Here is a 26,548-nt window from a genome sequence, read left to right as displayed (position 1 = left end):
TTGGTTGTGTGTTGCCGCCCCTGTGGTGATGCATGATCGTTTAGCTGGTTTCGAATTTAGTGCATGCTTTCATTTACCTTTTTCCGGTGTGATTGTGTGTGTCTGTTTAGTTATTAACGGAGAGTTTGATCCTGGCTCAGGATGAACGCTGGCGGCGTGCTTAACACATGCAAGTCGAACGATGAACTGGCGCTTGCGTCGGGGATTAGTGGCGAACGGGTGAGTAACACGTGAGTAACCTGCCCTTAACTCTGGGATAAGCCTTGGAAACGGGGTCTAATACTGGATATTGACTTTACATCGCATGGTGTTTGGTTGAAAGATTTATTGGTTTTGGATGGACTCGCGGCCTATCAGCTTGTTGGTGAGGTAATGGCTCACCAAGGCGACGACGGGTAGCCGGCCTGAGAGGGTGACCGGCCACACTGGGACTGAGACACGGCCCAGACTCCTACGGGAGGCAGCAGTGGGGAATATTGCACAATGGGCGAAAGCCTGATGCAGCGACGCCGCGTGAGGGATGACGGCCTTCGGGTTGTAAACCTCTTTCAGTAGGGAACAAGGCCAGACGTTGTCTGGTTGAGGGTACTTGCAGAAGAAGCGCCGGCTAACTACGTGCCAGCAGCCGCGGTAATACGTAGGGCGCAAGCGTTATCCGGAATTATTGGGCGTAAAGAGCTCGTAGGCGGTTTGTCGCGTCTGCCGTGAAAGTCCGGGGCTCAACCCCGGATCTGCGGTGGGTACGGGCAGACTAGAGTGATGTAGGGGAGACTGGAATTCCTGGTGTAGCGGTGAAATGCGCAGATATCAGGAGGAACACCGATGGCGAAGGCAGGTCTCTGGGCATTAACTGACGCTGAGGAGCGAAAGCATGGGGAGCGAACAGGATTAGATACCCTGGTAGTCCATGCCGTAAACGTTGGGCACTAGGTGTGGGGGACATTCCACGTTTTCCGCGCCGTAGCTAACGCATTAAGTGCCCCGCCTGGGGAGTACGGCCGCAAGGCTAAAACTCAAAGGAATTGACGGGGGCCCGCACAAGCGGCGGAGCATGCGGATTAATTCGATGCAACGCGAAGAACCTTACCAAGGCTTGACATGAACTGGAAACACCTGGAAACAGGTGCCCCGCTTGCGGTCGGTTTACAGGTGGTGCATGGTTGTCGTCAGCTCGTGTCGTGAGATGTTGGGTTAAGTCCCGCAACGAGCGCAACCCTCGTTCTATGTTGCCAGCACGTGATGGTGGGGACTCATAGGAGACTGCCGGGGTCAACTCGGAGGAAGGTGAGGACGACGTCAAATCATCATGCCCCTTATGTCTTGGGCTTCACGCATGCTACAATGGCCGGTACAATGGGTTGCGATACTGTGAGGTGGAGCTAATCCCAAAAAGCCGGTCTCAGTTCGGATTGGGGTCTGCAACTCGACCCCATGAAGTCGGAGTCGCTAGTAATCGCAGATCAGCAACGCTGCGGTGAATACGTTCCCGGGCCTTGTACACACCGCCCGTCAAGTCACGAAAGTTGGTAACACCCGAAGCCGGTGGCCTAACCCCCTTGTGGGGAGGGAGCTGTCGAAGGTGGGACTGGCGATTGGGACTAAGTCGTAACAAGGTAGCCGTACCGGAAGGTGCGGCTGGATCACCTCCTTTCTAAGGAGCACCAAACACCACAACGGTGACTGCATAGTTGCTGGTTGGTGGTGTGAGGAGTAAAGACCCATTGCCAGGACGCATGTTCCTGGGTGGGTTGCTCAAGGGTGGAATATCAATAAAACAGCCGATGATCGGCATCTGGCGACCTGGTTTTAGTACAACACCGACTTTGTGGGTGTGGGGAACGAGCCGTACGGGTTGTTGGGTGTGTGGGTTGTTATGCGTTTGGCACACTGTTGGGTCCTGGAGCAACAACGACCACCATTTGTTTGGTGGTGGTGTTGTGCCTGGTTTCCCGCACATAACCGAACCGGTCACGGTGTGAGACACAATTTGTTTGTGTGTTGAACGTGTCTGGGTGTAGGTGTGTGGTGGGGTTGTTGTTTGAGAACTACATAGTGAACGCGAGCATCTTTATAAAGAAGCAATTTCTTTGAGATAATTGAACCTGGATCTGATGCTGTTGATTCCTGCTTTTTGGTGGGTGTTGGTGGTGTTGGTTTTCATGGTTCTCTCGATAATGTTTTATAGCGTTGTTGACTGCATGTGTGTGGTCAAGTTTTTAAGGGCGCACGGTGGATGCCTTGGCATTAGGAGCCGAAGAAGGACGTAGGAATCTGCGATAAGCCTCGGGGAGTTGATAACCAAACTTTGATCCGAGGGTGTCCGAATGGGGGAACCCCGCTACCCGCCGTAAGGTGAGGTGGTGACCCGCATCTGAATATATAGGGTGTGTGGAGGGAACGTGGGGAAGTGAAACATCTCAGTACCCACAGGAAGAGAAAACAACAGTGATTCCGTTAGTAGTGGCGAGCGAACGCGGAACAGGCTAAACCGTGTCATGTGTGATAGCCGGCGGGCGTTGCATGGTGCGGGGTTGTGGGATTTACCGTATTGGTTCTGCCGGACCAGTGAGGGGAATGGTGCATGTATAGGTGAACGGTTTTGAATGGCCGACCGTAGAGGGTGAGAGTCCCGTAACTGAAATGCAGTGCACTCCCTGGTGAGTATCCCAAGTAGCACGGGGCCCGAGAAATCCCGTGTGAATCTGTCAGGACCACCTGATAAGCCTAAATACTACCTAATGACCGATAGCGGACAAGTACCGTGAGGGAAAGGTGAAAAGTACCCCGGGAGGGGAGTGAAATAGTACCTGAAACCGTGTGCTTACAATCCGTCAGAGCCACCGCGCCCCTTCGTGGGGTGGTTGTTGTGGTGATGGCGTGCCTTTTGAAGAATGAGCCTGCGAGTTAGTGTTACGTCGCGAGGTTAACCCGTGTGGGGAAGCCGTAGCGAAAGCGAGTCTGAATAGGGCGAGTTTAGTGGCGTGATCTAGACCCGAAGCGAAGTGATCTACCCATGGCCAGGTTGAAGCGTGTGTAAGAGCGCGTGGAGGACCGAACCCACTTCAGTTGAAAATGGAGGGGATGAGCTGTGGGTAGGGGTGAAAGGCCAATCAAACTTCGTGATAGCTGGTTCTCCCCGAAATGCATTTAGGTGCAGCGTTGCGTGTTTCTTACTGGAGGTAGAGCTACTGGATGGCTAATGGGCCCTACAAGGTTACTGACGTCAGCCAAACTCCGAATGCCGGTAAGTCAGAGCGTAGCAGTGAGACTGTGGGGGATAAGCTTCATAGTCGAGAGGGAAACAGCCCAGACCACCAACTAAGGCCCCTAAGCGTGTGCTAAGTGGGAAAGGATGTGGGATTGCTTAGACAACCAGGAGGTTGGCTTAGAAGCAGCCATCCTTAAAAGAGTGCGTAATAGCTCACTGGTCAAGTGATCCCGCGCCGACAATGTAGCGGGGCTCAAGTACACCGCCGAAGTTGTGGATTTCAAACACTACCCAAACCAAGGACTTGTTTCTTGGTTCAGGGGTTTGGAGTGGTAGGGGAGCGTCGTGTGGGCATTGAAGTCGCAGTGTGAACTAGCGGTGGAGCCTACACGAGTGAGAATGCAGGCATGAGTAGCGAAAGACGGGTGAGAAACCCGTCCGCCGAATGATCAAGGGTTCCAGGGTCAAGCTAATCTGCCCTGGGTAAGTCGGGACCTAAGGCGAGGCCGACAGGCGTAGTCGATGGACAACGGGTTGATATTCCCGTACCGGTGAAGAACCGCCAATATTGAACCGGTGATACTAACCACCCAAACCACCACTGCGTACCCTTCGGGGTCAGGGTGTGTGGGGAGCGTGGGACCTGAACCGGGGAGGTAAGCGTATTAACAGGTGTGACGCAGGAAGGTAGCCAAGCCGGGCGATGGTAGTCCCGGTCTAAGGACGTAGGAAACACGATAGGCAAATCCGTTGTGTTGTCTTTGATGACGATTCTGAGATCTGATGGGACCCCCGTACGGGGGAATTTGGTGATCCTATGCTGCCTAGAAAAGCATCGACGTGAGGTTCTAACTGCCCGTACCCCAAACCGACACAGGTGATCAGGTAGAGAATACTAAGGCGATCGAGAGAATTATGGTTAAGGAACTCGGCAAAATGCCCCCGTAACTTCGGGAGAAGGGGGGCCTGCCCCGTGAAGAAGATTTACTCTTCATGAGCGGGTGTGGGCCGCAGAGACCAGGGGGAAGCGACTGTTTACTAAAAACACAGGTCCGTGCGAAGTCGCAAGACGATGTATACGGACTGACTCCTGCCCGGTGCTGGAAGGTTAAGAGGACCGGTTAGCCAACTTGTTGGCGAAGCTGAGAATTTAAGCCCCAGTAAACGGCGGTGGTAACTATAACCATCCTAAGGTAGCGAAATTCCTTGTCGGGTAAGTTCCGACCTGCACGAATGGAGTAACGACTTCCCCGCTGTCTCAACCATAAACTCGGCGAAATTGCAGTACGAGTAAAGATGCTCGTTACGCGCAGCAGGACGGAAAGACCCCGAGACCTTTACTATAGTTTGGTATTGGTGTTCGGAGTGGCTTGTGTAGGATAGGTGGGAGACTGTGAAACTGCAACGCTAGTTGCGGTGGAGTCATCGTTGAAATACCACTCTGGTCACTTTGGACATCTAACTTCGGCCCGTAATCCGGGTCAGGGACAGTGCCTGATGGGTAGTTTAACTGGGGCGGTTGCCTCCTAAAAAGTAACGGAGGCGCCCAAAGGTTCCCTCAGCCTGGTTGGCAATCAGGTTTCGAGTGTAAGTGCACAAGGGAGCTTGACTGTGAGAGGGACACCTCGAGCAGGGACGAAAGTCGGGACTAGTGATCCGGCGGCACATTGTGGAATGGCCGTCGCTCAACGGATAAAAGGTACCTCGGGGATAACAGGCTGATCTTGCCCAAGAGTCCATATCGACGGCATGGTTTGGCACCTCGATGTCGGCTCGTCGCATCCTGGGGCTGGAGTAGGTCCCAAGGGTTGGGCTGTTCGCCCATTAAAGCGGTACGCGAGCTGGGTTTAGAACGTCGTGAGACAGTTCGGTCCCTATCCGCTGCGCGCGCAGGAAATTTGAGAAGGGCTGTCCTTAGTACGAGAGGACCGGGACGGACGAACCTCTGGTGTGTCAGTTGTACTGCCAAGTGCATCGCTGATTAGCTACGTTCGGATGGGATAACCGCTGAAAGCATCTAAGCGGGAAGCCCGCTTCAAGATGAGATTTCCATACACAGTTATGTGTGAGAGGCCCCCAGCTAGACCACTGGGTTGATAGGCCGGACGTGGAAGCGAGGACTAAAGACTCGTGAAGCTGACCGGTACTAATAGGCCGATAACTTACACCACACACACTTTATAAAATTAATGCTCGCGTTCACTATGTGGTTCCCAACCAACAAACCCACCCGGTATGTTGCACGGAAACAAAAAAAGCAAGACACCACCACCATCTTTACCACCACAAATGGTAACACCTGGTAGAAAATGTCTTGTATAATAAAATACTGTTGTTCCAAACAAGAACACCCAACAAGCCACCCAACCACCAGCAACACGCTGACTGGTCTGGGGAACGAGTTACGGTGGTCATAGCGTGGGGGAAACGCCCGGTCCCATTCCGAACCCGGAAGCTAAGACCCACAGCGCCGATGGTACTGCATTCGTGAGGATGTGGGAGAGTAGGACACCGCCGGACAACACATAAAACAGGTCGAGGCCCCACACCACCAGGTGCGGGGCCTCCCTGCATTTAACAACCCAACAAACCAACAGACCGCACCACACACAGCCGGCACCACACACAGAGCCGGCACCAGCACACCACGGCCGCCCACACGGGCGGCCATCATTGTTTAAACCGGCTTACTCCGGGACCGGAATGGCCGTACTGCTGCGGACCACAAGCCGGGTCGGGAATTCCTCCGCGACAGGAACATACACGCCGGCACCATCCCGGGAAGACTGCTCCAACCGCGCCAAGATCCGCCGGGCCGCCAGGGCACGCTGACCCCGCGGATTCTGATCAAAGGTCGTCAGCCCGAAAACCTGCCCCAGCTCATGACCATCAATCCCAATCACAGAAAGCTCCTCCGGAACACGCAACCCAAAATCCCTCGCTGAGTATTCGACGCTTTGGGACCACCGTTTATTGCCTTGCCTTGAGGGCCACTGATATTGCCGTTGGGGGCCAGTGCCTCCGGGGGTGGGAGCCACCGGCACTCAACAAGCCACGGGCAGTCAGGTGGGAAAGCGGTGCGTGCGCAACGTATACGCCAGTGCCTGGCACGCGCAGCTCCTGCCAGACACTGACTCTTACCGTGCCGGCGGGACGAGCGGGACGAGCGGGACGATGGAGGTGTGCAGGGGATGCTGGCTGGGACTCTGATACTGGAGCAGGCGCCGAGCGGTCGACGTGGCAGATGCCGGTCGGATAGCAGCAAGCGATGGCGGACACACGGCCGGCTTGCGGCCTGCAGCTGGGTGGGTTGGCCCGTGGTGTGGCCGGTGGTGGGGGTGTGGGTGCCGTGGATTTGCGTGTTCGTGGAAAGGTGTGTATTGTTTTTCGAGTTGCCCCACGTGGTGGGGGGACGGAAATCCTGAGTTTTTGTGGCCGGTTTTGCCGGTTGTTTTGGCGTGTTTTGATGGTGTGGTTCGCTGGTTGAGGGATTTGCATTGTTGGGGCTTTGTGGGTAAGCTTGAAAAGTTGCCTCGGCACTGATCATCGTGGACAAGAAGGTTTGTTTGGGTGTGTTGGCTGGGTGTGGTTGTTGTTTGAGAACTCAATAGTGTGCCAAGTTTTATTGATACCAATTTATTTATATTGAATTGGTTATTTGGTTGTGTGTTGCCGCCCCTGTGGTGATGCATGATCGTTTAGCTGGTTTCGAATTTAGTGCATGCTTTCATTTACCTTTTTCCGGTGTGATTGTGTGTGTCTGTTTAGTTATTAACGGAGAGTTTGATCCTGGCTCAGGATGAACGCTGGCGGCGTGCTTAACACATGCAAGTCGAACGATGAACTGGCGCTTGCGTCGGGGATTAGTGGCGAACGGGTGAGTAACACGTGAGTAACCTGCCCTTAACTCTGGGATAAGCCTTGGAAACGGGGTCTAATACTGGATATTGACTTTACATCGCATGGTGTTTGGTTGAAAGATTTATTGGTTTTGGATGGACTCGCGGCCTATCAGCTTGTTGGTGAGGTAATGGCTCACCAAGGCGACGACGGGTAGCCGGCCTGAGAGGGTGACCGGCCACACTGGGACTGAGACACGGCCCAGACTCCTACGGGAGGCAGCAGTGGGGAATATTGCACAATGGGCGAAAGCCTGATGCAGCGACGCCGCGTGAGGGATGACGGCCTTCGGGTTGTAAACCTCTTTCAGTAGGGAACAAGGCCAGACGTTGTCTGGTTGAGGGTACTTGCAGAAGAAGCGCCGGCTAACTACGTGCCAGCAGCCGCGGTAATACGTAGGGCGCAAGCGTTATCCGGAATTATTGGGCGTAAAGAGCTCGTAGGCGGTTTGTCGCGTCTGCCGTGAAAGTCCGGGGCTCAACCCCGGATCTGCGGTGGGTACGGGCAGACTAGAGTGATGTAGGGGAGACTGGAATTCCTGGTGTAGCGGTGAAATGCGCAGATATCAGGAGGAACACCGATGGCGAAGGCAGGTCTCTGGGCATTAACTGACGCTGAGGAGCGAAAGCATGGGGAGCGAACAGGATTAGATACCCTGGTAGTCCATGCCGTAAACGTTGGGCACTAGGTGTGGGGGACATTCCACGTTTTCCGCGCCGTAGCTAACGCATTAAGTGCCCCGCCTGGGGAGTACGGCCGCAAGGCTAAAACTCAAAGGAATTGACGGGGGCCCGCACAAGCGGCGGAGCATGCGGATTAATTCGATGCAACGCGAAGAACCTTACCAAGGCTTGACATGAACTGGAAACACCTGGAAACAGGTGCCCCGCTTGCGGTCGGTTTACAGGTGGTGCATGGTTGTCGTCAGCTCGTGTCGTGAGATGTTGGGTTAAGTCCCGCAACGAGCGCAACCCTCGTTCTATGTTGCCAGCACGTGATGGTGGGGACTCATAGGAGACTGCCGGGGTCAACTCGGAGGAAGGTGAGGACGACGTCAAATCATCATGCCCCTTATGTCTTGGGCTTCACGCATGCTACAATGGCCGGTACAATGGGTTGCGATACTGTGAGGTGGAGCTAATCCCAAAAAGCCGGTCTCAGTTCGGATTGGGGTCTGCAACTCGACCCCATGAAGTCGGAGTCGCTAGTAATCGCAGATCAGCAACGCTGCGGTGAATACGTTCCCGGGCCTTGTACACACCGCCCGTCAAGTCACGAAAGTTGGTAACACCCGAAGCCGGTGGCCTAACCCCCTTGTGGGGAGGGAGCTGTCGAAGGTGGGACTGGCGATTGGGACTAAGTCGTAACAAGGTAGCCGTACCGGAAGGTGCGGCTGGATCACCTCCTTTCTAAGGAGCACCAAACACCACAACGGTGACTGCATAGTTGTTTGTTGGTGGTGTGAGGAGTAAAGACCCATTGCCAGGACGCATGTTCCTGGGTGGGTTGCTCAAGGGTGGAATATCAATAAAACAGCCGATGATCGGCATCTGGCGACCTGGTTTTAGTACAACACCGACTTTGTGGGTGTGGGGAACGAGCCGTACGGGTTGTTGGGTGTGTGGGTTGTTATGCGTTTGGCACACTGTTGGGTCCTGGAGCAACAACGACCACCATTTGTTTGGTGGTGGTGTTGTGCCTGGTTTCCCGCACATAACCGAACCGGTCACGGTGTGAGACACAATTTGTTTGTGTGTTGAACGTGTCTGGGTGTAGGTGTGTGGTGGGGTTGTTGTTTGAGAACTACATAGTGAACGCGAGCATCTTTATAAAGAAGCAATTTCTTTGAGATAATTGAACCTGGATCTGATGCTGTTGATTCCTGCTTTTTGGTGGGTGTTGGTGGTGTTGGTTTTCATGGTTCTCTCGATAATGTTTTATAGCGTTGTTGACTGCATGTGTGTGGTCAAGTTTTTAAGGGCGCACGGTGGATGCCTTGGCATTAGGAGCCGAAGAAGGACGTAGGAATCTGCGATAAGCCTCGGGGAGTTGATAACCAAACTTTGATCCGAGGGTGTCCGAATGGGGGAACCCCGCTACCCGCCGTAAGGTGAGGTGGTGACCCGCATCTGAATATATAGGGTGTGTGGAGGGAACGTGGGGAAGTGAAACATCTCAGTACCCACAGGAAGAGAAAACAACAGTGATTCCGTTAGTAGTGGCGAGCGAACGCGGAACAGGCTAAACCGTGTCATGTGTGATAGCCGGCGGGCGTTGCATGGTGCGGGGTTGTGGGATTTACCGTATTGGTTCTGCCGGACCAGTGAGGGGAATGGTGCATGTATAGGTGAACGGTTTTGAATGGCCGACCGTAGAGGGTGAGAGTCCCGTAACTGAAATGCAGTGCACTCCCTGGTGAGTATCCCAAGTAGCACGGGGCCCGAGAAATCCCGTGTGAATCTGTCAGGACCACCTGATAAGCCTAAATACTACCTAATGACCGATAGCGGACAAGTACCGTGAGGGAAAGGTGAAAAGTACCCCGGGAGGGGAGTGAAATAGTACCTGAAACCGTGTGCTTACAATCCGTCAGAGCCACCGCGCCCCTTCGTGGGGTGGTTGTTGTGGTGATGGCGTGCCTTTTGAAGAATGAGCCTGCGAGTTAGTGTTACGTCGCGAGGTTAACCCGTGTGGGGAAGCCGTAGCGAAAGCGAGTCTGAATAGGGCGAGTTTAGTGGCGTGATCTAGACCCGAAGCGAAGTGATCTACCCATGGCCAGGTTGAAGCGTGTGTAAGAGCGCGTGGAGGACCGAACCCACTTCAGTTGAAAATGGAGGGGATGAGCTGTGGGTAGGGGTGAAAGGCCAATCAAACTTCGTGATAGCTGGTTCTCCCCGAAATGCATTTAGGTGCAGCGTTGCGTGTTTCTTACTGGAGGTAGAGCTACTGGATGGCTAATGGGCCCTACAAGGTTACTGACGTCAGCCAAACTCCGAATGCCGGTAAGTCAGAGCGTAGCAGTGAGACTGTGGGGGATAAGCTTCATAGTCGAGAGGGAAACAGCCCAGACCACCAACTAAGGCCCCTAAGCGTGTGCTAAGTGGGAAAGGATGTGGGATTGCTTAGACAACCAGGAGGTTGGCTTAGAAGCAGCCATCCTTAAAAGAGTGCGTAATAGCTCACTGGTCAAGTGATCCCGCGCCGACAATGTAGCGGGGCTCAAGTACACCGCCGAAGTTGTGGATTTCAAACACTACCCAAACCAAGGACTTGTTTCTTGGTTCAGGGGTTTGGAGTGGTAGGGGAGCGTCGTGTGGGCATTGAAGTCGCAGTGTGAACTAGCGGTGGAGCCTACACGAGTGAGAATGCAGGCATGAGTAGCGAAAGACGGGTGAGAAACCCGTCCGCCGAATGATCAAGGGTTCCAGGGTCAAGCTAATCTGCCCTGGGTAAGTCGGGACCTAAGGCGAGGCCGACAGGCGTAGTCGATGGACAACGGGTTGATATTCCCGTACCGGTGAAGAACCGCCAATATTGAACCGGTGATACTAACCACCCAAACCACCACTGCGTACCCTTCGGGGTCAGGGTGTGTGGGGAGCGTGGGACCTGAACCGGGGAGGTAAGCGTATTAACAGGTGTGACGCAGGAAGGTAGCCAAGCCGGGCGATGGTAGTCCCGGTCTAAGGACGTAGGAAACACGATAGGCAAATCCGTTGTGTTGTCTTTGATGACGATTCTGAGATCTGATGGGACCCCCGTACGGGGGAATTTGGTGATCCTATGCTGCCTAGAAAAGCATCGACGTGAGGTTCTAACTGCCCGTACCCCAAACCGACACAGGTGATCAGGTAGAGAATACTAAGGCGATCGAGAGAATTATGGTTAAGGAACTCGGCAAAATGCCCCCGTAACTTCGGGAGAAGGGGGGCCTGCCCCGTGAAGAAGATTTACTCTTCATGAGCGGGTGTGGGCCGCAGAGACCAGGGGGAAGCGACTGTTTACTAAAAACACAGGTCCGTGCGAAGTCGCAAGACGATGTATACGGACTGACTCCTGCCCGGTGCTGGAAGGTTAAGAGGACCGGTTAGCCAACTTGTTGGCGAAGCTGAGAATTTAAGCCCCAGTAAACGGCGGTGGTAACTATAACCATCCTAAGGTAGCGAAATTCCTTGTCGGGTAAGTTCCGACCTGCACGAATGGAGTAACGACTTCCCCGCTGTCTCAACCATAAACTCGGCGAAATTGCAGTACGAGTAAAGATGCTCGTTACGCGCAGCAGGACGGAAAGACCCCGAGACCTTTACTATAGTTTGGTATTGGTGTTCGGAGTGGCTTGTGTAGGATAGGTGGGAGACTGTGAAACTGCAACGCTAGTTGCGGTGGAGTCATCGTTGAAATACCACTCTGGTCACTTTGGACATCTAACTTCGGCCCGTAATCCGGGTCAGGGACAGTGCCTGATGGGTAGTTTAACTGGGGCGGTTGCCTCCTAAAAAGTAACGGAGGCGCCCAAAGGTTCCCTCAGCCTGGTTGGCAATCAGGTTTCGAGTGTAAGTGCACAAGGGAGCTTGACTGTGAGAGGGACACCTCGAGCAGGGACGAAAGTCGGGACTAGTGATCCGGCGGCACATTGTGGAATGGCCGTCGCTCAACGGATAAAAGGTACCTCGGGGATAACAGGCTGATCTTGCCCAAGAGTCCATATCGACGGCATGGTTTGGCACCTCGATGTCGGCTCGTCGCATCCTGGGGCTGGAGTAGGTCCCAAGGGTTGGGCTGTTCGCCCATTAAAGCGGTACGCGAGCTGGGTTTAGAACGTCGTGAGACAGTTCGGTCCCTATCCGCTGCGCGCGCAGGAAATTTGAGAAGGGCTGTCCTTAGTACGAGAGGACCGGGACGGACGAACCTCTGGTGTGTCAGTTGTACTGCCAAGTGCATCGCTGATTAGCTACGTTCGGATGGGATAACCGCTGAAAGCATCTAAGCGGGAAGCCCGCTTCAAGATGAGATTTCCATACACAGTTATGTGTGAGAGGCCCCCAGCTAGACCACTGGGTTGATAGGCCGGACGTGGAAGCGAGGACTAAAGACTCGTGAAGCTGACCGGTACTAATAGGCCGATAACTTACACCACACACACTTTATAAAATTAATGCTCGCGTTCACTATGTGGTTCCCAACCAACAAACCCACCCGGTATGTTGCACGGAAACAAAAAAAGCAAGACACCACCACCATCTTTACCACCACAAATGGTAACACCTGGTAGAAAATGTCTTGTATAATAAAATACTGTTGTTCCAAACAAGAACACCCAACAAGCCACCCAACCACCAGCAACACGCTGACTGGTCTGGGGAACGAGTTACGGTGGTCATAGCGTGGGGGAAACGCCCGGTCCCATTCCGAACCCGGAAGCTAAGACCCACAGCGCCGATGGTACTGCATTCGTGAGGATGTGGGAGAGTAGGACACCGCCGGACAACACATAAAACAGGTCGAGGCCCCACACCACCAGGTGCGGGGCCTCCCTGCATTTAACAACCCAACAAACCAACAGACCGCACCACACACAGCCGGCACCACACACAGAGCCGGCACCAGCACACCACGGCCGCCCACACGGGCGGCCATCATTGTTTAAACCGGCTTACTCCGGGACCGGAATGGCCGTACTGCTGCGGACCACAAGCCGGGTCGGGAATTCCTCCGCGACAGGAACATACACGCCGGCACCATCCCGGGAAGACTGCTCCAACCGCGCCAAGATCCGCCGGGCCGCCAGGGCACGCTGACCCCGCGGATTCTGATCAAAGGTCGTCAGCCCGAAAACCTGCCCCAGCTCATGACCATCAATCCCAATCACAGAAAGCTCCTCCGGAACACGCAACCCAAAATCCCTCGCTGAGTATTCGACGCTTTGGGACCACCGTTTATTGCCTTGCCTTGAGGGCCACTGATATTGCCGTTGGGGGCCAGTGCCTCCGGGGGTGGGAGCCACCGGCACTCAACAAGCCACGGGCAGTCAGGTGGGAAAGCGGTGCGTGCGCAACGTATACGCCAGTGCCTGGCACGCGCAGCTCCTGCCAGACACTGACTCTTACCGTGCCGGCGGGACGAGCGGGACGAGCGGGACGATGGAGGTGTGCAGGGGATGCTGGCTGGGACTCTGATACTGGAGCAGGCGCCGAGCGGTCGACGTGGCAGATGCCGGTCGGATAGCAGCAAGCGATGGCGGACACACGGCCGGCTTGCGGCCTGCAGCTGGGTGGGTTGGCCCGTGGTGTGGCCGGTGGTGGGGGTGTGGGTGCCGTGGATTTGCGTGTTCGTGGAAAGGTGTGTATTGTTTTTCGAGTTGCCCCACGTGGTGGGGGGACGGAAATCCTGAGTTTTTGTGGCCGGTTTTGCCGGTTGTTTTGGCGTGTTTTGATGGTGTGGTTCGCTGGTTGAGGGATTTGCATTGTTGGGGCTTTGTGGGTAAGCTTGAAAAGTTGCCTCGGCACTGATCATCGTGGACAAGAAGGTTTGTTTGGGTGTGTTGGCTGGGTGTGGTTGTTGTTTGAGAACTCAATAGTGTGCCAAGTTTTATTGATACCAATTTATTTATATTGAATTGGTTATTTGGTTGTGTGTTGCCGCCCCTGTGGTGATGCATGATCGTTTAGCTGGTTTCGAATTTAGTGCATGCTTTCATTTACCTTTTTCCGGTGTGATTGTGTGTGTCTGTTTAGTTATTAACGGAGAGTTTGATCCTGGCTCAGGATGAACGCTGGCGGCGTGCTTAACACATGCAAGTCGAACGATGAACTGGCGCTTGCGTCGGGGATTAGTGGCGAACGGGTGAGTAACACGTGAGTAACCTGCCCTTAACTCTGGGATAAGCCTTGGAAACGGGGTCTAATACTGGATATTGACTTTACATCGCATGGTGTTTGGTTGAAAGATTTATTGGTTTTGGATGGACTCGCGGCCTATCAGCTTGTTGGTGAGGTAATGGCTCACCAAGGCGACGACGGGTAGCCGGCCTGAGAGGGTGACCGGCCACACTGGGACTGAGACACGGCCCAGACTCCTACGGGAGGCAGCAGTGGGGAATATTGCACAATGGGCGAAAGCCTGATGCAGCGACGCCGCGTGAGGGATGACGGCCTTCGGGTTGTAAACCTCTTTCAGTAGGGAACAAGGCCAGACGTTGTCTGGTTGAGGGTACTTGCAGAAGAAGCGCCGGCTAACTACGTGCCAGCAGCCGCGGTAATACGTAGGGCGCAAGCGTTATCCGGAATTATTGGGCGTAAAGAGCTCGTAGGCGGTTTGTCGCGTCTGCCGTGAAAGTCCGGGGCTCAACCCCGGATCTGCGGTGGGTACGGGCAGACTAGAGTGATGTAGGGGAGACTGGAATTCCTGGTGTAGCGGTGAAATGCGCAGATATCAGGAGGAACACCGATGGCGAAGGCAGGTCTCTGGGCATTAACTGACGCTGAGGAGCGAAAGCATGGGGAGCGAACAGGATTAGATACCCTGGTAGTCCATGCCGTAAACGTTGGGCACTAGGTGTGGGGGACATTCCACGTTTTCCGCGCCGTAGCTAACGCATTAAGTGCCCCGCCTGGGGAGTACGGCCGCAAGGCTAAAACTCAAAGGAATTGACGGGGGCCCGCACAAGCGGCGGAGCATGCGGATTAATTCGATGCAACGCGAAGAACCTTACCAAGGCTTGACATGAACTGGAAACACCTGGAAACAGGTGCCCCGCTTGCGGTCGGTTTACAGGTGGTGCATGGTTGTCGTCAGCTCGTGTCGTGAGATGTTGGGTTAAGTCCCGCAACGAGCGCAACCCTCGTTCTATGTTGCCAGCACGTGATGGTGGGGACTCATAGGAGACTGCCGGGGTCAACTCGGAGGAAGGTGAGGACGACGTCAAATCATCATGCCCCTTATGTCTTGGGCTTCACGCATGCTACAATGGCCGGTACAATGGGTTGCGATACTGTGAGGTGGAGCTAATCCCAAAAAGCCGGTCTCAGTTCGGATTGGGGTCTGCAACTCGACCCCATGAAGTCGGAGTCGCTAGTAATCGCAGATCAGCAACGCTGCGGTGAATACGTTCCCGGGCCTTGTACACACCGCCCGTCAAGTCACGAAAGTTGGTAACACCCGAAGCCGGTGGCCTAACCCCCTTGTGGGGAGGGAGCTGTCGAAGGTGGGACTGGCGATTGGGACTAAGTCGTAACAAGGTAGCCGTACCGGAAGGTGCGGCTGGATCACCTCCTTTCTAAGGAGCACCAAACACCACAACGGTGACTGCATAGTTGTTTGTTGGTGGTGTGAGGAGTAAAGACCCATTGCCAGGACGCATGTTCCTGGGTGGGTTGCTCAAGGGTGGAATATCAATAAAACAGCCGATGATCGGCATCTGGCGACCTGGTTTTAGTACAACACCGACTTTGTGGGTGTGGGGAACGAGCCGTACGGGTTGTTGGGTGTGTGGGTTGTTATGCGTTTGGCACACTGTTGGGTCCTGGAGCAACAACGACCACCATTTGTTTGGTGGTGGTGTTGTGCCTGGTTTCCCGCACATAACCGAACCGGTCACGGTGTGAGACACAATTTGTTTGTGTGTTGAACGTGTCTGGGTGTAGGTGTGTGGTGGGGTTGTTGTTTGAGAACTACATAGTGAACGCGAGCATCTTTATAAAGAAGCAATTTCTTTGAGATAATTGAACCTGGATCTGATGCTGTTGATTCCTGCTTTTTGGTGGGTGTTGGTGGTGTTGGTTTTCATGGTTCTCTCGATAATGTTTTATAGCGTTGTTGACTGCATGTGTGTGGTCAAGTTTTTAAGGGCGCACGGTGGATGCCTTGGCATTAGGAGCCGAAGAAGGACGTAGGAATCTGCGATAAGCCTCGGGGAGTTGATAACCAAACTTTGATCCGAGGGTGTCCGAATGGGGGAACCCCGCTACCCGCCGTAAGGTGAGGTGGTGACCCGCATCTGAATATATAGGGTGTGTGGAGGGAACGTGGGGAAGTGAAACATCTCAGTACCCACAGGAAGAGAAAACAACAGTGATTCCGTTAGTAGTGGCGAGCGAACGCGGAACAGGCTAAACCGTGTCATGTGTGATAGCCGGCGGGCGTTGCATGGTGCGGGGTTGTGGGATTTACCGTATTGGTTCTGCCGGACCAGTGAGGGGAATGGTGCATGTATAGGTGAACGGTTTTGAATGGCCGACCGTAGAGGGTGAGAGTCCCGTAACTGAAATGCAGTGCACTCCCTGGTGAGTATCCCAAGTAGCACGGGGCCCGAGAAATCCCGTGTGAATCTGTCAGGACCACCTGATAAGCCTAAATACTACCTAATGACCGATAGCGGACAAGTACCGTGAGGGAAAGGTGAAAAGTACCCCGGGAGGGGAGTGAAATAGTACCTGAAACCGTGTGCTTACAATCCGTCAGAGCCACCGCGCCCCTTCGTGGGGTGGTTGTTGTGGTGATGGCGTGCCTTTTGAAGAATGAGCCTGCGAGTTAGTGTTACGTCGCGAGGTTAACCCGTGTGGGGAAGCCGTAGCGAAAGCGAGTCTGAATAGGGCGAGTTTAGTGGCGTGATCTAGACCCGAAGCGAAGTGATCTACCCATGGCCAGGTTGAAGCGTGTGTAAGAGCGCGTGGAGGACCGAACCCACTTCAGTTGAAAATGGAGGGGATGAGCTGTGGGTAGGGGTGAAAGGCCAATCAAACTTCGTGATAGCTGGTTCTCCCCGAAATGCATTTAGGTGCAGCGTTGCGTGTTTCTTACTGGAGGTAGAGCTACTGGATGGCTAATGGGCCCTACAAGGTTACTGACGTCAGCCAAACTCCGAATGCCGGTAAGTCAGAGCGTAGCAGTGAGACTGTGGGGGATAAGCTTCATAGTCGAGAGGGAAACAGCCCAGACCACCAACTAAGGCCCCTAAGCGTGTGCTAAGTGGGAAAGGATGTGGGATTGCTTAGACAACCAGGAGGTTGGCTTAGAAGCAGCCATCCTTAAAAGAGTGCGTAATAGCTCACTGGTCAAGTGATCCCGCGCCGACAATGTAGCGGGGCTCAAGTACACCGCCGAAGTTGTGGATTTCAAACACTACCCAAACCAAGGACTTGTTTCTTGGTTCAGGGGTTTGGAGTGGTAGGGGAGCGTCGTGTGGGCATTGAAGTCGCAGTGTGAACTAGCGGTGGAGCCTACACGAGTGAGAATGCAGGCATGAGTAGCGAAAGACGGGTGAGAAACCCGTCCGCCGAATGATCAAGGGTTCCAGGGTCAAGCTAATCTGCCCTGGGTAAGTCGGGACCTAAGGCGAGGCCGACAGGCGTAGTCGATGGACAACGGGTTGATATTCCCGTACCGGTGAAGAACCGCCAATATTGAACCGGTGATACTAACCACCCAAACCACCACTGCGTACCCTTCGGGGTCAGGGTGTGTGGGGAGCGTGGGACCTGAACCGGGGAGGTAAGCGTATTAACAGGTGTGACGCAGGAAGGTAGCCAAGCCGGGCGATGGTAGTCCCGGTCTAAGGACGTAGGAAACACGATAGGCAAATCCGTTGTGTTGTCTTTGATGACGATTCTGAGATCTGATGGGACCCCCGTACGGGGGAATTTGGTGATCCTATGCTGCCTAGAAAAGCATCGACGTGAGGTTCTAACTGCCCGTACCCCAAACCGACACAGGTGATCAGGTAGAGAATACTAAGGCGATCGAGAGAATTATGGTTAAGGAACTCGGCAAAATGCCCCCGTAACTTCGGGAGAAGGGGGGCCTGCCCCGTGAAGAAGATTTACTCTTCATGAGCGGGTGTGGGCCGCAGAGACCAGGGGGAAGCGACTGTTTACTAAAAACACAGGTCCGTGCGAAGTCGCAAGACGATGTATACGGACTGACTCCTGCCCGGTGCTGGAAGGTTAAGAGGACCGGTTAGCCAACTTGTTGGCGAAGCTGAGAATTTAAGCCCCAGTAAACGGCGGTGGTAACTATAACCATCCTAAGGTAGCGAAATTCCTTGTCGGGTAAGTTCCGACCTGCACGAATGGAGTAACGACTTCCCCGCTGTCTCAACCATAAACTCGGCGAAATTGCAGTACGAGTAAAGATGCTCGTTACGCGCAGCAGGACGGAAAGACCCCGAGACCTTTACTATAGTTTGGTATTGGTGTTCGGAGTGGCTTGTGTAGGATAGGTGGGAGACTGTGAAACTGCAACGCTAGTTGCGGTGGAGTCATCGTTGAAATACCACTCTGGTCACTTTGGACATCTAACTTCGGCCCGTAATCCGGGTCAGGGACAGTGCCTGATGGGTAGTTTAACTGGGGCGGTTGCCTCCTAAAAAGTAACGGAGGCGCCCAAAGGTTCCCTCAGCCTGGTTGGCAATCAGGTTTCGAGTGTAAGTGCACAAGGGAGCTTGACTGTGAGAGGGACACCTCGAGCAGGGACGAAAGTCGGGACTAGTGATCCGGCGGCACATTGTGGAATGGCCGTCGCTCAACGGATAAAAGGTACCTCGGGGATAACAGGCTGATCTTGCCCAAGAGTCCATATCGACGGCATGGTTTGGCACCTCGATGTCGGCTCGTCGCATCCTGGGGCTGGAGTAGGTCCCAAGGGTTGGGCTGTTCGCCCATTAAAGCGGTACGCGAGCTGGGTTTAGAACGTCGTGAGACAGTTCGGTCCCTATCCGCTGCGCGCGCAGGAAATTTGAGAAGGGCTGTCCTTAGTACGAGAGGACCGGGACGGACGAACCTCTGGTGTGTCAGTTGTACTGCCAAGTGCATCGCTGATTAGCTACGTTCGGATGGGATAACCGCTGAAAGCATCTAAGCGGGAAGCCCGCTTCAAGATGAGATTTCCATACACAGTTATGTGTGAGAGGCCCCCAGCTAGACCACTGGGTTGATAGGCCGGACGTGGAAGCGAGGACTAAAGACTCGTGAAGCTGACCGGTACTAATAGGCCGATAACTTACACCACACACACTTTATAAAATTAATGCTCGCGTTCACTATGTGGTTCCCAACCAACAAACCCACCCGGTATGTTGCACGGAAACAAAAAAAGCAAGACACCACCACCATCTTTACCACCACAAATGGTAACACCTGGTAGAAAATGTCTTGTATAATAAAATACTGTTGTTCCAAACAAGAACACCCAACAAGCCACCCAACCACCAGCAACACGCTGACTGGTCTGGGGAACGAGTTACGGTGGTCATAGCGTGGGGGAAACGCCCGGTCCCATTCCGAACCCGGAAGCTAAGACCCACAGCGCCGATGGTACTGCATTCGTGAGGATGTGGGAGAGTAGGACACCGCCGGACAACACATAAAACAGGTCGAGGCCCCACACCACCAGGTGCGGGGCCTCCCTGCATTTAACAACCCAACAAACCAACAGACCGCACCACACACAGCCGGCACCACACACAGAGCCGGCACCAGCACACCACGGCCGCCCACACGGGCGGCCATCATTGTTTAAACCCGCTTACTCCGGGACCGGAATGGCCGTACTGCTGCGGACCACAAGCCGGGTCGGGAATTCCTCCGCGACAGGAACATACACGCCGGCACCATCCCGGGAAGACTGCTCCAACCGCGCCAAGATCCGCCGGGCCGCCAGGGCACCCTGACCCCGCGGATTCTGATCAAAGGTCGTCAGCCCGAAAACCTGCCCCAGCTCATGACCATCAATCCCAATCACAGAAAGCTCCTCCGGAACACGCAACCCAAAATCCCTCGCTGCCAGAATCGCCCCAATAGCCATCTCATCCGACGCCGCAAACACCGCCGAAGGACGCACCAATCCAGCCCCCAACAAACCACGCGCAACCACGTAAGCGCCCTGCACGGTGAAGTCGGAACTCTGCTGCCATGCCTCTGAGGTGGGCAGCCCAGCCTCCTGCATGGCCATTTGGTAGCCGCTGCGCCGGGTCCCGGGCAATTTGAAGTCGGCGTCGTACTCGTGGTCTCCGCCAATATGGGCGATACGCGTGTGGCCGAGCCCGATCAAGTGCTCAGTGGCCCTTTTTGCCAGATGAAAATCGTCCACCCGCAGGCTGTCTGCGCCCGGGAGTGGCCCGCCAATGCCCAGCACGGGGCGGTGTATGGCCAGCAGCTGGCCGACCTCAGCCTCGGTGAGTTCCAACGAAACTGCGATGACGGCGTCGAGCCTTTTCCGCAGCAGGAAGTCGGTGAGGATGGTGGCGCGGTGGCTTTCATTTTGGCTGGTGGTGTACAGGGTGAGGTCGTAGCCGGCCTCGAGGAGTTCCGAGGCGGCGCCGTCGATGACGGAGGAGTAGAACCAGCGGTTCACGCCGGGGACCACGATGCCGATGTTGTGGTTTCGGCCGGAGGCCAGGCTGGAGGCCGCATAGGACAACACGAACCCCAGCTCTGCGGCCGCGTCCTGGGCGAGTTTGCGGCTCTTGGCAGAGACACTTCCCCTGCCGCCCAGTGCGCGTGAAACCGTGGCTATGGACAGCCCGGAAAGTTCCGCAACCTCTTTGATGCCGGCCACTTTATTGCCCTTCGGATTTTGTGTCAGAGTTTCAGCCAGACGGCCTCGGACGATTCTAGCTGAGAGCTTTCGCCAAGCTCGGGAAGGGATCGGGCGATGACGCTGCCCGCGGGCAGTGGCAGGGGATCGCTGCCGGTGTTGATGAGCACCAAGGTGTTGCCGTTGAGGAACGCCAGCGAATGCCCCGTGCAGTATTCCTCGGCCCACTGCAGCGACCCCGTGCCGAGCTTGAGTTCGCGCCGGATCCGCAACGCCTGGCGGTACAGGGAAAGGTGCGACGCCGGGTCGCCGGCCTGGGTGTCGCGGGCGTAGCTTTGCCAGTCCAAGGGTTGGGGGAGCCAGGGGGCGGCCGGGGCAGGGGCGCCGTCACTGAAGCCGGCCGCCTGGCTGCTGCCGCGCCACGGCAGCGGGATGCGGCAGCCGTCGCGGCCAAGCCGGTCGCCGCCGGTGCGGGCAAAGGTCGGATCCTGGCGGGCCTCGTCAGGCAGGGTGGTGTGGTCCGGGAGGCCCAGTTCCTCGCCCTGGTAGAGGTAGCAGGCGCCCGGCAGTGCCAGCATGAACAACGACGCCGCAGCCGCACGTCGGCGCCCCAGCGGAAGGTTGGGCTGTGCGTCGGCAGAACCGACGCCGTCGCCGTCGCGGGGACCGCCGTCGTCGTACCCGAAGCGGGTGGCGTGCCGGACGACGTCGTGGTTGGAGAGCACCCACGTGCTGGTGGCACCGACGGCATCAAAGGCGTTGAGGGAGGCCTCGACGACGTGGCGCAACGCAGTCGCGGAGAAGCCGGTGGTCAGGTACGGGAAGTTGAAGGCCTGGTGCATCTGGTCGGGGCGCACCCAATCGGCCATGCGCTCCAACGGGTCCACATTGGCCTCGGCGCAGAGGATCCGCCCGGGACCGTATTCGGCCAGGACCTCGCGCCAGCGGCGGTAGATGTCGTGCAGATCCGGCTGGCCAAACATGGGGGCAAGATGTCCGGGGAAGCCCTCAGTGCTGCCGCCCCACGCCGTGCCGCCCCAATCGGGCAGGCCGGCCGCCTTCACCAGGGCGTGGGCCACGTCCACCCGGAAACCGTGGACGCCGCGATCGAGCCAGAACCGCAGGACGCGTTCAAACTCTGCATGGACGGCGGCGTTGTCCCAGTTGAAATCCGGCTGGGTTGAATCAAAGAGGTGCAGGTACCACTGGTCGGCCGTGCCGTCCTGGGCAGCAATCCGCGTCCAGGCAGGCCCGCCAAAGTGCGACTGCCAATTGTTGGGCGGCAACGATCCATCCGGACCCAGGCCGTCCCGGAACATGAACATCTCCCGCTCCGGGCTGCCGGGCGCTGCCGCCAGGGCGGCCTGGAAAAGGACGTGCTCATCCGAGCAGTGGTTCGGCACCAGGTCGATGATCACGCGCAGCTGCAAGGCCGCTGCCTTGTCCATGAGGCGGTCGAAGTCAGCCAGGGTGCCAAAGAGCGGATCAACTTCGCAGTAGTCGGACACGTCATAGCCGGCGTCGCGTTGCGGGGAACTGTAGAACGGTGAGAGCCACACGGCGTCGACGCCGAGCTTGGCCAGCTGCCCCAGCTCAAGGGTGATGCCGGCCAGATCCCCGACCCCGTCGCCGTTGCTGTCGCGGAAGGAACGCGGGTAGACCTGATAGATCACGGAGTCCGCCGACCAGTGCTGCACGCCGTCGGGCGCGGCCTGATGAACCGGCGTCAAACGGCCGGAAAAAGTTGCGAAAGCAGCCGCGGGGGCGGGGACACCGAGGTCCGTAGAGATGACAGGCATGACAACCACTCTATTGGACGGAATCACAAAATGAAAACGTTTTCAAAAAGTCATCAGAAACCTTGGAAATTGCGTGACAAGACAAAGTTGCCAGCGACTGCAGGCCGCGGTCACCGTTGTCGGAGCAGCCCAGTGGCGCGGCATCTACGGCAATTTGAGCAGCCGAAACCTTTTCACCCTATGCCGCCACTTCTTTTTGGAACCGTTTACATCTATCTTGGGAAATGCCTGCCCGCTGTGAGGTAAGCCACTGATGTAATTTTTTGCCTGCAGCGCCCCACGGGCGCCGGGCTACAGAAAGGGACACCAATGAAGTTGCCTAATACAAGTGCCACTCCTGTCAGCCTCCGCGTCTTTGCCGTGGGCGCGCTGACGGCAGTGGGGGCCCTCGCGCTCAGCGCCTGCGGCGGTGACACCAGGGCCTCAAGTCCCGATTCGGCCGCCGCGCAGGACCTGGCCGCTGACGGCGCCTCCACCATCACCATGTGGGTGGACGCCGAACGCGCCCCGGCGCTGAAGGACATCGCGGCCAAGTTCAAGGCGGACACGGGCATCGAGGTAAAGCTCGTCATCAAGGACTTCGCCGCTGTGCGCGATGACTTCATCACCCAGGTTCCCACCGGCAAGGGCCCGGACCTGATCGTCGGCCCGCACGACTGGGTGGGCAAGTTTGTGCAAAACGGTGTCATCGCACCTGTCGAGCTGGGCGAGAAGTCCGCGACATTCTCCGCCACGGCCGTCAAGGCCATGACGTTCAAGGGCTCAACTTACGGCGTCCCGTACTCGGTTGAAAACATTGCCCTGTTGCGCAACACCGAGCTGCTGCCAGCCGCCGTCACCACCTTTGACGAGGTGATCGCCGCCGGTCAGGGCGTGGTTGACGCGGGCAACGCCAAGTACGCCTTCCTCGTTGGCCTTGACCCCAAGCAGGGCGATCCCTACCACCTGTATCCGCTGCAGACCTCGATGGGCTCGACAGTGTTCGGCCTGGACGCCGAGGGCGGCTACGACCCCAAGAACCTCGTCCTGGGTGAGCCGGCCGGCGTCGAATTTGCCAAGAAGCTGGTGGAATGGGGCGACTCCGGGTCCAAGGTCCTGAACTCCAACATCACCGGCGACATTGCCAAGGAAGAGTTCAAGAACGGCAAGAGCCCGTACTTCCTGTCCGGCCCGTGGAATGTCCCGGACCTGCAAAAGGCCGGCATCAAGCTGGCCGTTGACCCGCTGCCCACCGCCGGCGGCAAGCCCGCACAGCCGTTTGTCGGCGTCAACGGCTTCTTCATCAGCGCCAAGAGCGCCAATGCGCTGGCCACGACGGAGTTTGTCACGAACTACCTGACCACCGAGGAGGCCCAGGACTCGATGTTCACGGCAGGCGGGCGCCCGCCGGCATTGAAGGCCTCCTTCGACAAGGCTGCCTCCGACCCGATCGTGGAGGCCTTTGGCAAGATCGGCGCCTAAGCGCCATTGTCAGCAGCGGTGTGTGGCGCACGGGCCGGGAGCCCGCGGGCCACGCACCGTTTTGACCAGCTTGAACCCCTGCAAGAGGACAGCCACGTGACGTTAGTTTCCAAATCCACCCACGACGCCGGACCCGCACCCCGGGCCGGCGGCGACCAGCAACCGGCGCAACGGCGCGCAACGAAGAAGCCCCGCGGTATGGAATCACTGCGCGGCACCCTGGCCAAGGTGGTGCTGTTGGGCCTGGTGGATGCCTTTGCCGTCTTCGTCATGATCACGCTGTTCCTGAACGAATCGTGGGCCATCCTGGCCATTGCCGCCGTTGTCACGCTGGTGGTGAACTGGATTTATCTGCGCAAGGGCGGGCTGCCGGCCAAATACCTGGCCCCCGGCGTCTTCTTCCTTGTTGTCTTCCAGGTCTTCGTCGTCCTCTACTCCGGCTACATTGCGTTCACCAATTACGGCGACGGGCACAACAGCAGCAAGGACGACGCCATCTCGGCGATTCAGATGACGGCGCAACAGCGGGTGCCCGATTCACCTGTATTTAAAACAACTGTGCTTAAACAAAATGGCGGGCTGGTTCTGATGTTCACCAACCCCGACGGCACCATCACCGTCGGTTCCGCCACGGACCCGCTGACGCCCGTCACCGACGCAACGCTTGACGGCACGGGCAAGGCCGTTTCCCTGCCTGGCTACGACACCCTGAACTTTGCCCAAATTGTGGCGAACCAGAATGACATTCTGGCCATCTCGGTTCCGGTCTCCGCAGACCCGGCCCAGGGCAGCCTGCGCACGGCCGACGGCAGCACCGCCTACGCGTTCAAGCCGAGCATGGTCTACGACGCGGCCACCGACACGTTCACCGATGCGGAAACGGGCGCCACCTTTACGGACAACGGCGAGGGCGCCTTTGCGAGTGCGAACGGGGAGCGGCTGGCCACGGGTTGGAAGATCAACGTGGGCTTCGACAACTTTGTCAGGGCGTTCACAGACCCCAATCTGCGCGCACCGCTGTTGAACGTGATTGCCTGGACGTTCACCTTCGCCATCGTGTCGGTGATCCTGACCTTCAGCCTGGGCTTGTTCCTGGCCATCACGTTCAACCGGGACGACCTGCGCGGCAAGAAAGTCTACCGGGTGTTGATGATCCTGCCCTACGCCTTTCCGGCGTTCCTGTCCGGACTGGTGTGGTCGGGCATCCTGAACCCCCAATTTGGCTGGTTGAACCAGACGTTGCTGGGAGGGGCGGAAATTGGCTGGCTGACGGATCCGGTGCTGGCCAAGATCAGCGTCCTGGTGGTGAACCTGTGGTTGGGCTTCCCCTATATGTTCCTGGTGTGCACGGGCGCCCTGCAATCGCTGCCCGTCGAACTCGACGAGGCGGCACGCGTCGACGGCGCCGGCGCCTGGCGGATCTTCCGCTCCATCAAGCTGCCGCTGCTGCTGGTTTCGATCGCCCCGCTGCTGATTGCGTCCTTCGCGTTCAACTTCAACAACTTCAACGTCATCTACATGCTGACCGGCGGCGGGCCGCGCTTTGAGGACACCACCCGGGACATCGGCTCCACGGACATCCTCATCACGCTCGTGTACAAGGTGGCGTTCGGGCAGGGCACCGGGCGCGACTACGGCCTGGCAAGCGCCCTGGCAATCGTCATCTTCATCATTGTGGCCACCGTTTCGGCCATCAGCTTCAAGCAGACCAAGGCACTTGAGGAAGTGAACCGATGAGCACCACCACCATTCCGGTACAAACCGCAACAGAGCCGCCGCGGGCCAAGCGCCGCCCCCTGGGTGTCTGGTTCAAGGACAAGGGCTGGCGCCACCTGGTGGGCGTGCTCGTCACACTCTTTGCCATCTTCCCGCTGCTTTATGTGCTCTCCGCCGCGCTGAACTCCAACGGCACCCTGGCCGGCACGAAGGGCCTGTTCACCCGCATTGACTTCGGCAACTTCGTAAACCTGTTCAACGACCCGGCACGCCCCTTTGGCCGCTGGTTCATCAACACCCTCGTGATCGGAGTAGTCACCTCGGCCGCCACCGTCTTCCTCGGGGCCATGGCCGCCTACGCCTTTTCCCGCATGCGCTTCAAGGGCCGCCGGATGGGCCTGCTCTCCCTGCTCCTGCTGCAGATGTTCCCGCAGCTGCTAGCCGTCGTCGCCATTTTCCTGCTGCTCAGCGGCATCTCCGACGTCATCCCCGCCCTCGGCCTGGGCAGCCAGCTGGGCTTGATCATGGTCTATCTCGGCGGTGCGCTCGGCGTGAACACCTACCTCATGTACGGCTTCTTCAACACGATCCCGCAGTCGCTGGATGAGGCCGCCAAGATCGACGGTGCCTCCCACCTGCAGATCTTCTTCGGCATCATCTTGCGCCTGGTCACCCCCATCCTGGCCGTCGTGGCGTTGCTCTCCTTCATCGCCATCTCCAGCGAGTTCGTCATCGCCTCCGTGGTGCTCACCGATCCCGACTCGCAAACCCTGGCCGTGGGGCTGTATTCCTTCGTCGCCGACACCCGTTCCAAGAACTGGGGCATCTTCTCCGCCGGCGCAGTTTTGGCCGCAGTGCCTGTCATGGCGCTCTTCCTGTTCCTTCAACGGTACATTGTCAGTGGATTGGTTCAAGGCGGAGTAAAAGGATAGAC

At 56.7% G+C, this 26,548-nt stretch carries 7 protein-coding genes and 9 rRNA genes; 12 read left to right on the top strand and 4 right to left on the bottom strand.

All coding sequences use genetic code 11. From position 1 onward, the window contains the following. Nucleotides 1-113 precede the first annotated feature (113 nt). The 3 genes from AC1L6K_RS20405 (at nucleotide 114) to rrf (AC1L6K_RS20395) (ending at nucleotide 5,728) form a co-directional block, all read left to right on the top strand. Nucleotides 114-1,651, top strand: a 16S ribosomal RNA gene (locus tag AC1L6K_RS20405). A 555-nt stretch (nucleotides 1,652-2,206) separates the two neighbouring features. Further along, a 23S ribosomal RNA gene (locus AC1L6K_RS20400) occupies nucleotides 2,207-5,379 on the top strand. Nucleotides 5,380-5,611: 232 nt separating this feature from the next. Continuing rightward, nucleotides 5,612-5,728, top strand: a 5S ribosomal RNA gene (rrf, locus tag AC1L6K_RS20395). A gap of 167 nt (nucleotides 5,729-5,895) precedes the next feature. Here rrf (AC1L6K_RS20395) and AC1L6K_RS20390 read toward each other — a convergent pair. Then, on the bottom strand, nucleotides 5,896-6,111 hold the full coding sequence (locus tag AC1L6K_RS20390; protein ID WP_480950635.1) for a hypothetical protein: 216 nt from the start codon (nucleotides 6,109-6,111) through the stop codon (nucleotides 5,896-5,898). An 868-nt stretch (nucleotides 6,112-6,979) separates the two neighbouring features. Here AC1L6K_RS20390 and AC1L6K_RS20385 point away from each other — a divergent pair. From AC1L6K_RS20385 to rrf (AC1L6K_RS20375), 3 genes are all read left to right on the top strand, one after another. Further along, nucleotides 6,980-8,517: ribosomal RNA gene (locus tag AC1L6K_RS20385) — 16S ribosomal RNA — on the top strand. 555 nt (nucleotides 8,518-9,072) lie between these two features. After that, nucleotides 9,073-12,245 (top strand): 23S ribosomal RNA (locus AC1L6K_RS20380). Between the two features lie 232 nt (nucleotides 12,246-12,477). Beyond that, a 5S ribosomal RNA gene (gene rrf, locus AC1L6K_RS20375) occupies nucleotides 12,478-12,594 on the top strand. Nucleotides 12,595-12,761: 167 nt separating this feature from the next. Here rrf (AC1L6K_RS20375) and AC1L6K_RS20370 read toward each other — a convergent pair. Then, nucleotides 12,762-12,977, bottom strand: coding sequence for a hypothetical protein (locus AC1L6K_RS20370; protein ID WP_480950635.1), 216 nt, complete (start codon nucleotides 12,975-12,977; stop codon nucleotides 12,762-12,764). Nucleotides 12,978-13,845: 868 nt separating this feature from the next. On the opposite strand from AC1L6K_RS20370, the gene AC1L6K_RS20365 reads away from it, so the two are divergent. The 3 genes from AC1L6K_RS20365 (at nucleotide 13,846) to rrf (AC1L6K_RS20355) (ending at nucleotide 19,460) form a co-directional block, all read left to right on the top strand. Next, nucleotides 13,846-15,383: ribosomal RNA gene (locus tag AC1L6K_RS20365) — 16S ribosomal RNA — on the top strand. A 555-nt stretch (nucleotides 15,384-15,938) separates the two neighbouring features. Next, a 23S ribosomal RNA gene (locus tag AC1L6K_RS20360) occupies nucleotides 15,939-19,111 on the top strand. Between the two features lie 232 nt (nucleotides 19,112-19,343). Then, a 5S ribosomal RNA gene (gene rrf / locus AC1L6K_RS20355) occupies nucleotides 19,344-19,460 on the top strand. The 16S, 23S and 5S rRNA genes sit together here, the layout of an rRNA operon. A 167-nt stretch (nucleotides 19,461-19,627) precedes the next feature. Here rrf (AC1L6K_RS20355) and AC1L6K_RS20350 read toward each other — a convergent pair. Together AC1L6K_RS20350 and AC1L6K_RS20345 are read right to left on the bottom strand one after the other, a co-directional pair. After that, entirely contained in the window at nucleotides 19,628-20,659 is a 1,032-nt protein-coding gene (locus tag AC1L6K_RS20350) for a LacI family DNA-binding transcriptional regulator (protein WP_480950634.1), read from the bottom strand. A 23-nt stretch (nucleotides 20,660-20,682) separates the two neighbouring features. Continuing rightward, entirely contained in the window at nucleotides 20,683-22,437 is a 1,755-nt protein-coding gene (locus tag AC1L6K_RS20345; RefSeq protein ID WP_480950633.1) for a glycoside hydrolase family 13 protein, read from the bottom strand. A 309-nt stretch (nucleotides 22,438-22,746) separates the two neighbouring features. On the opposite strand from AC1L6K_RS20345, the gene AC1L6K_RS20340 reads away from it, so the two are divergent. The 3 genes from AC1L6K_RS20340 (at nucleotide 22,747) to AC1L6K_RS20330 (ending at nucleotide 26,546) form a co-directional block, all read left to right on the top strand. Beyond that, the gene (locus AC1L6K_RS20340) at nucleotides 22,747-23,898 is read left to right on the top strand and encodes a sugar ABC transporter substrate-binding protein (RefSeq protein WP_480950632.1); all 1,152 of its coding nucleotides are present in this window, start codon (nucleotides 22,747-22,749) and stop codon (nucleotides 23,896-23,898) included. 198 nt (nucleotides 23,899-24,096) lie between these two features. After that, nucleotides 24,097-25,635 (top strand): ABC transporter permease subunit, encoded by a 1,539-nt coding sequence (locus tag AC1L6K_RS20335; protein ID WP_480952835.1) that lies wholly within the window; start codon nucleotides 24,097-24,099, stop codon nucleotides 25,633-25,635. Further along, entirely contained in the window at nucleotides 25,632-26,546 is a 915-nt protein-coding gene (locus AC1L6K_RS20330) for a sugar ABC transporter permease (protein ID WP_480950631.1), read from the top strand. Before AC1L6K_RS20335 ends, AC1L6K_RS20330 begins: the two co-directional genes overlap by 4 nt. The last annotated feature ends 2 nt before the right edge of the window (nucleotides 26,547-26,548 follow it).

It is taken from the genome of Specibacter sp. BI4 (genome assembly GCF_056680095.1).
Note: the sequence above shows the minus strand (reverse complement) of the source record. Positions and strands in the feature narration are given on the sequence as shown.

What these genes read in the sequence shown, in the direction of transcription:
- AC1L6K_RS20345 (WP_480950633.1), bottom strand. Translation starts at nt 22,437, where the DNA reads ATGCCTGTCATCTCTACGGACCTCGGTGTCCCCGCCCCCGCGGCTGCT.
- AC1L6K_RS20340 (WP_480950632.1), top strand. Translation starts at nt 22,747, where the DNA reads ATGAAGTTGCCTAATACAAGTGCCACTCCTGTCAGCCTCCGCGTCTTT.
- AC1L6K_RS20335 (WP_480952835.1), top strand. Translation starts at nt 24,097, where the DNA reads ATGGAATCACTGCGCGGCACCCTGGCCAAGGTGGTGCTGTTGGGCCTG.
- AC1L6K_RS20330 (WP_480950631.1), top strand. Translation starts at nt 25,632, where the DNA reads ATGAGCACCACCACCATTCCGGTACAAACCGCAACAGAGCCGCCGCGG.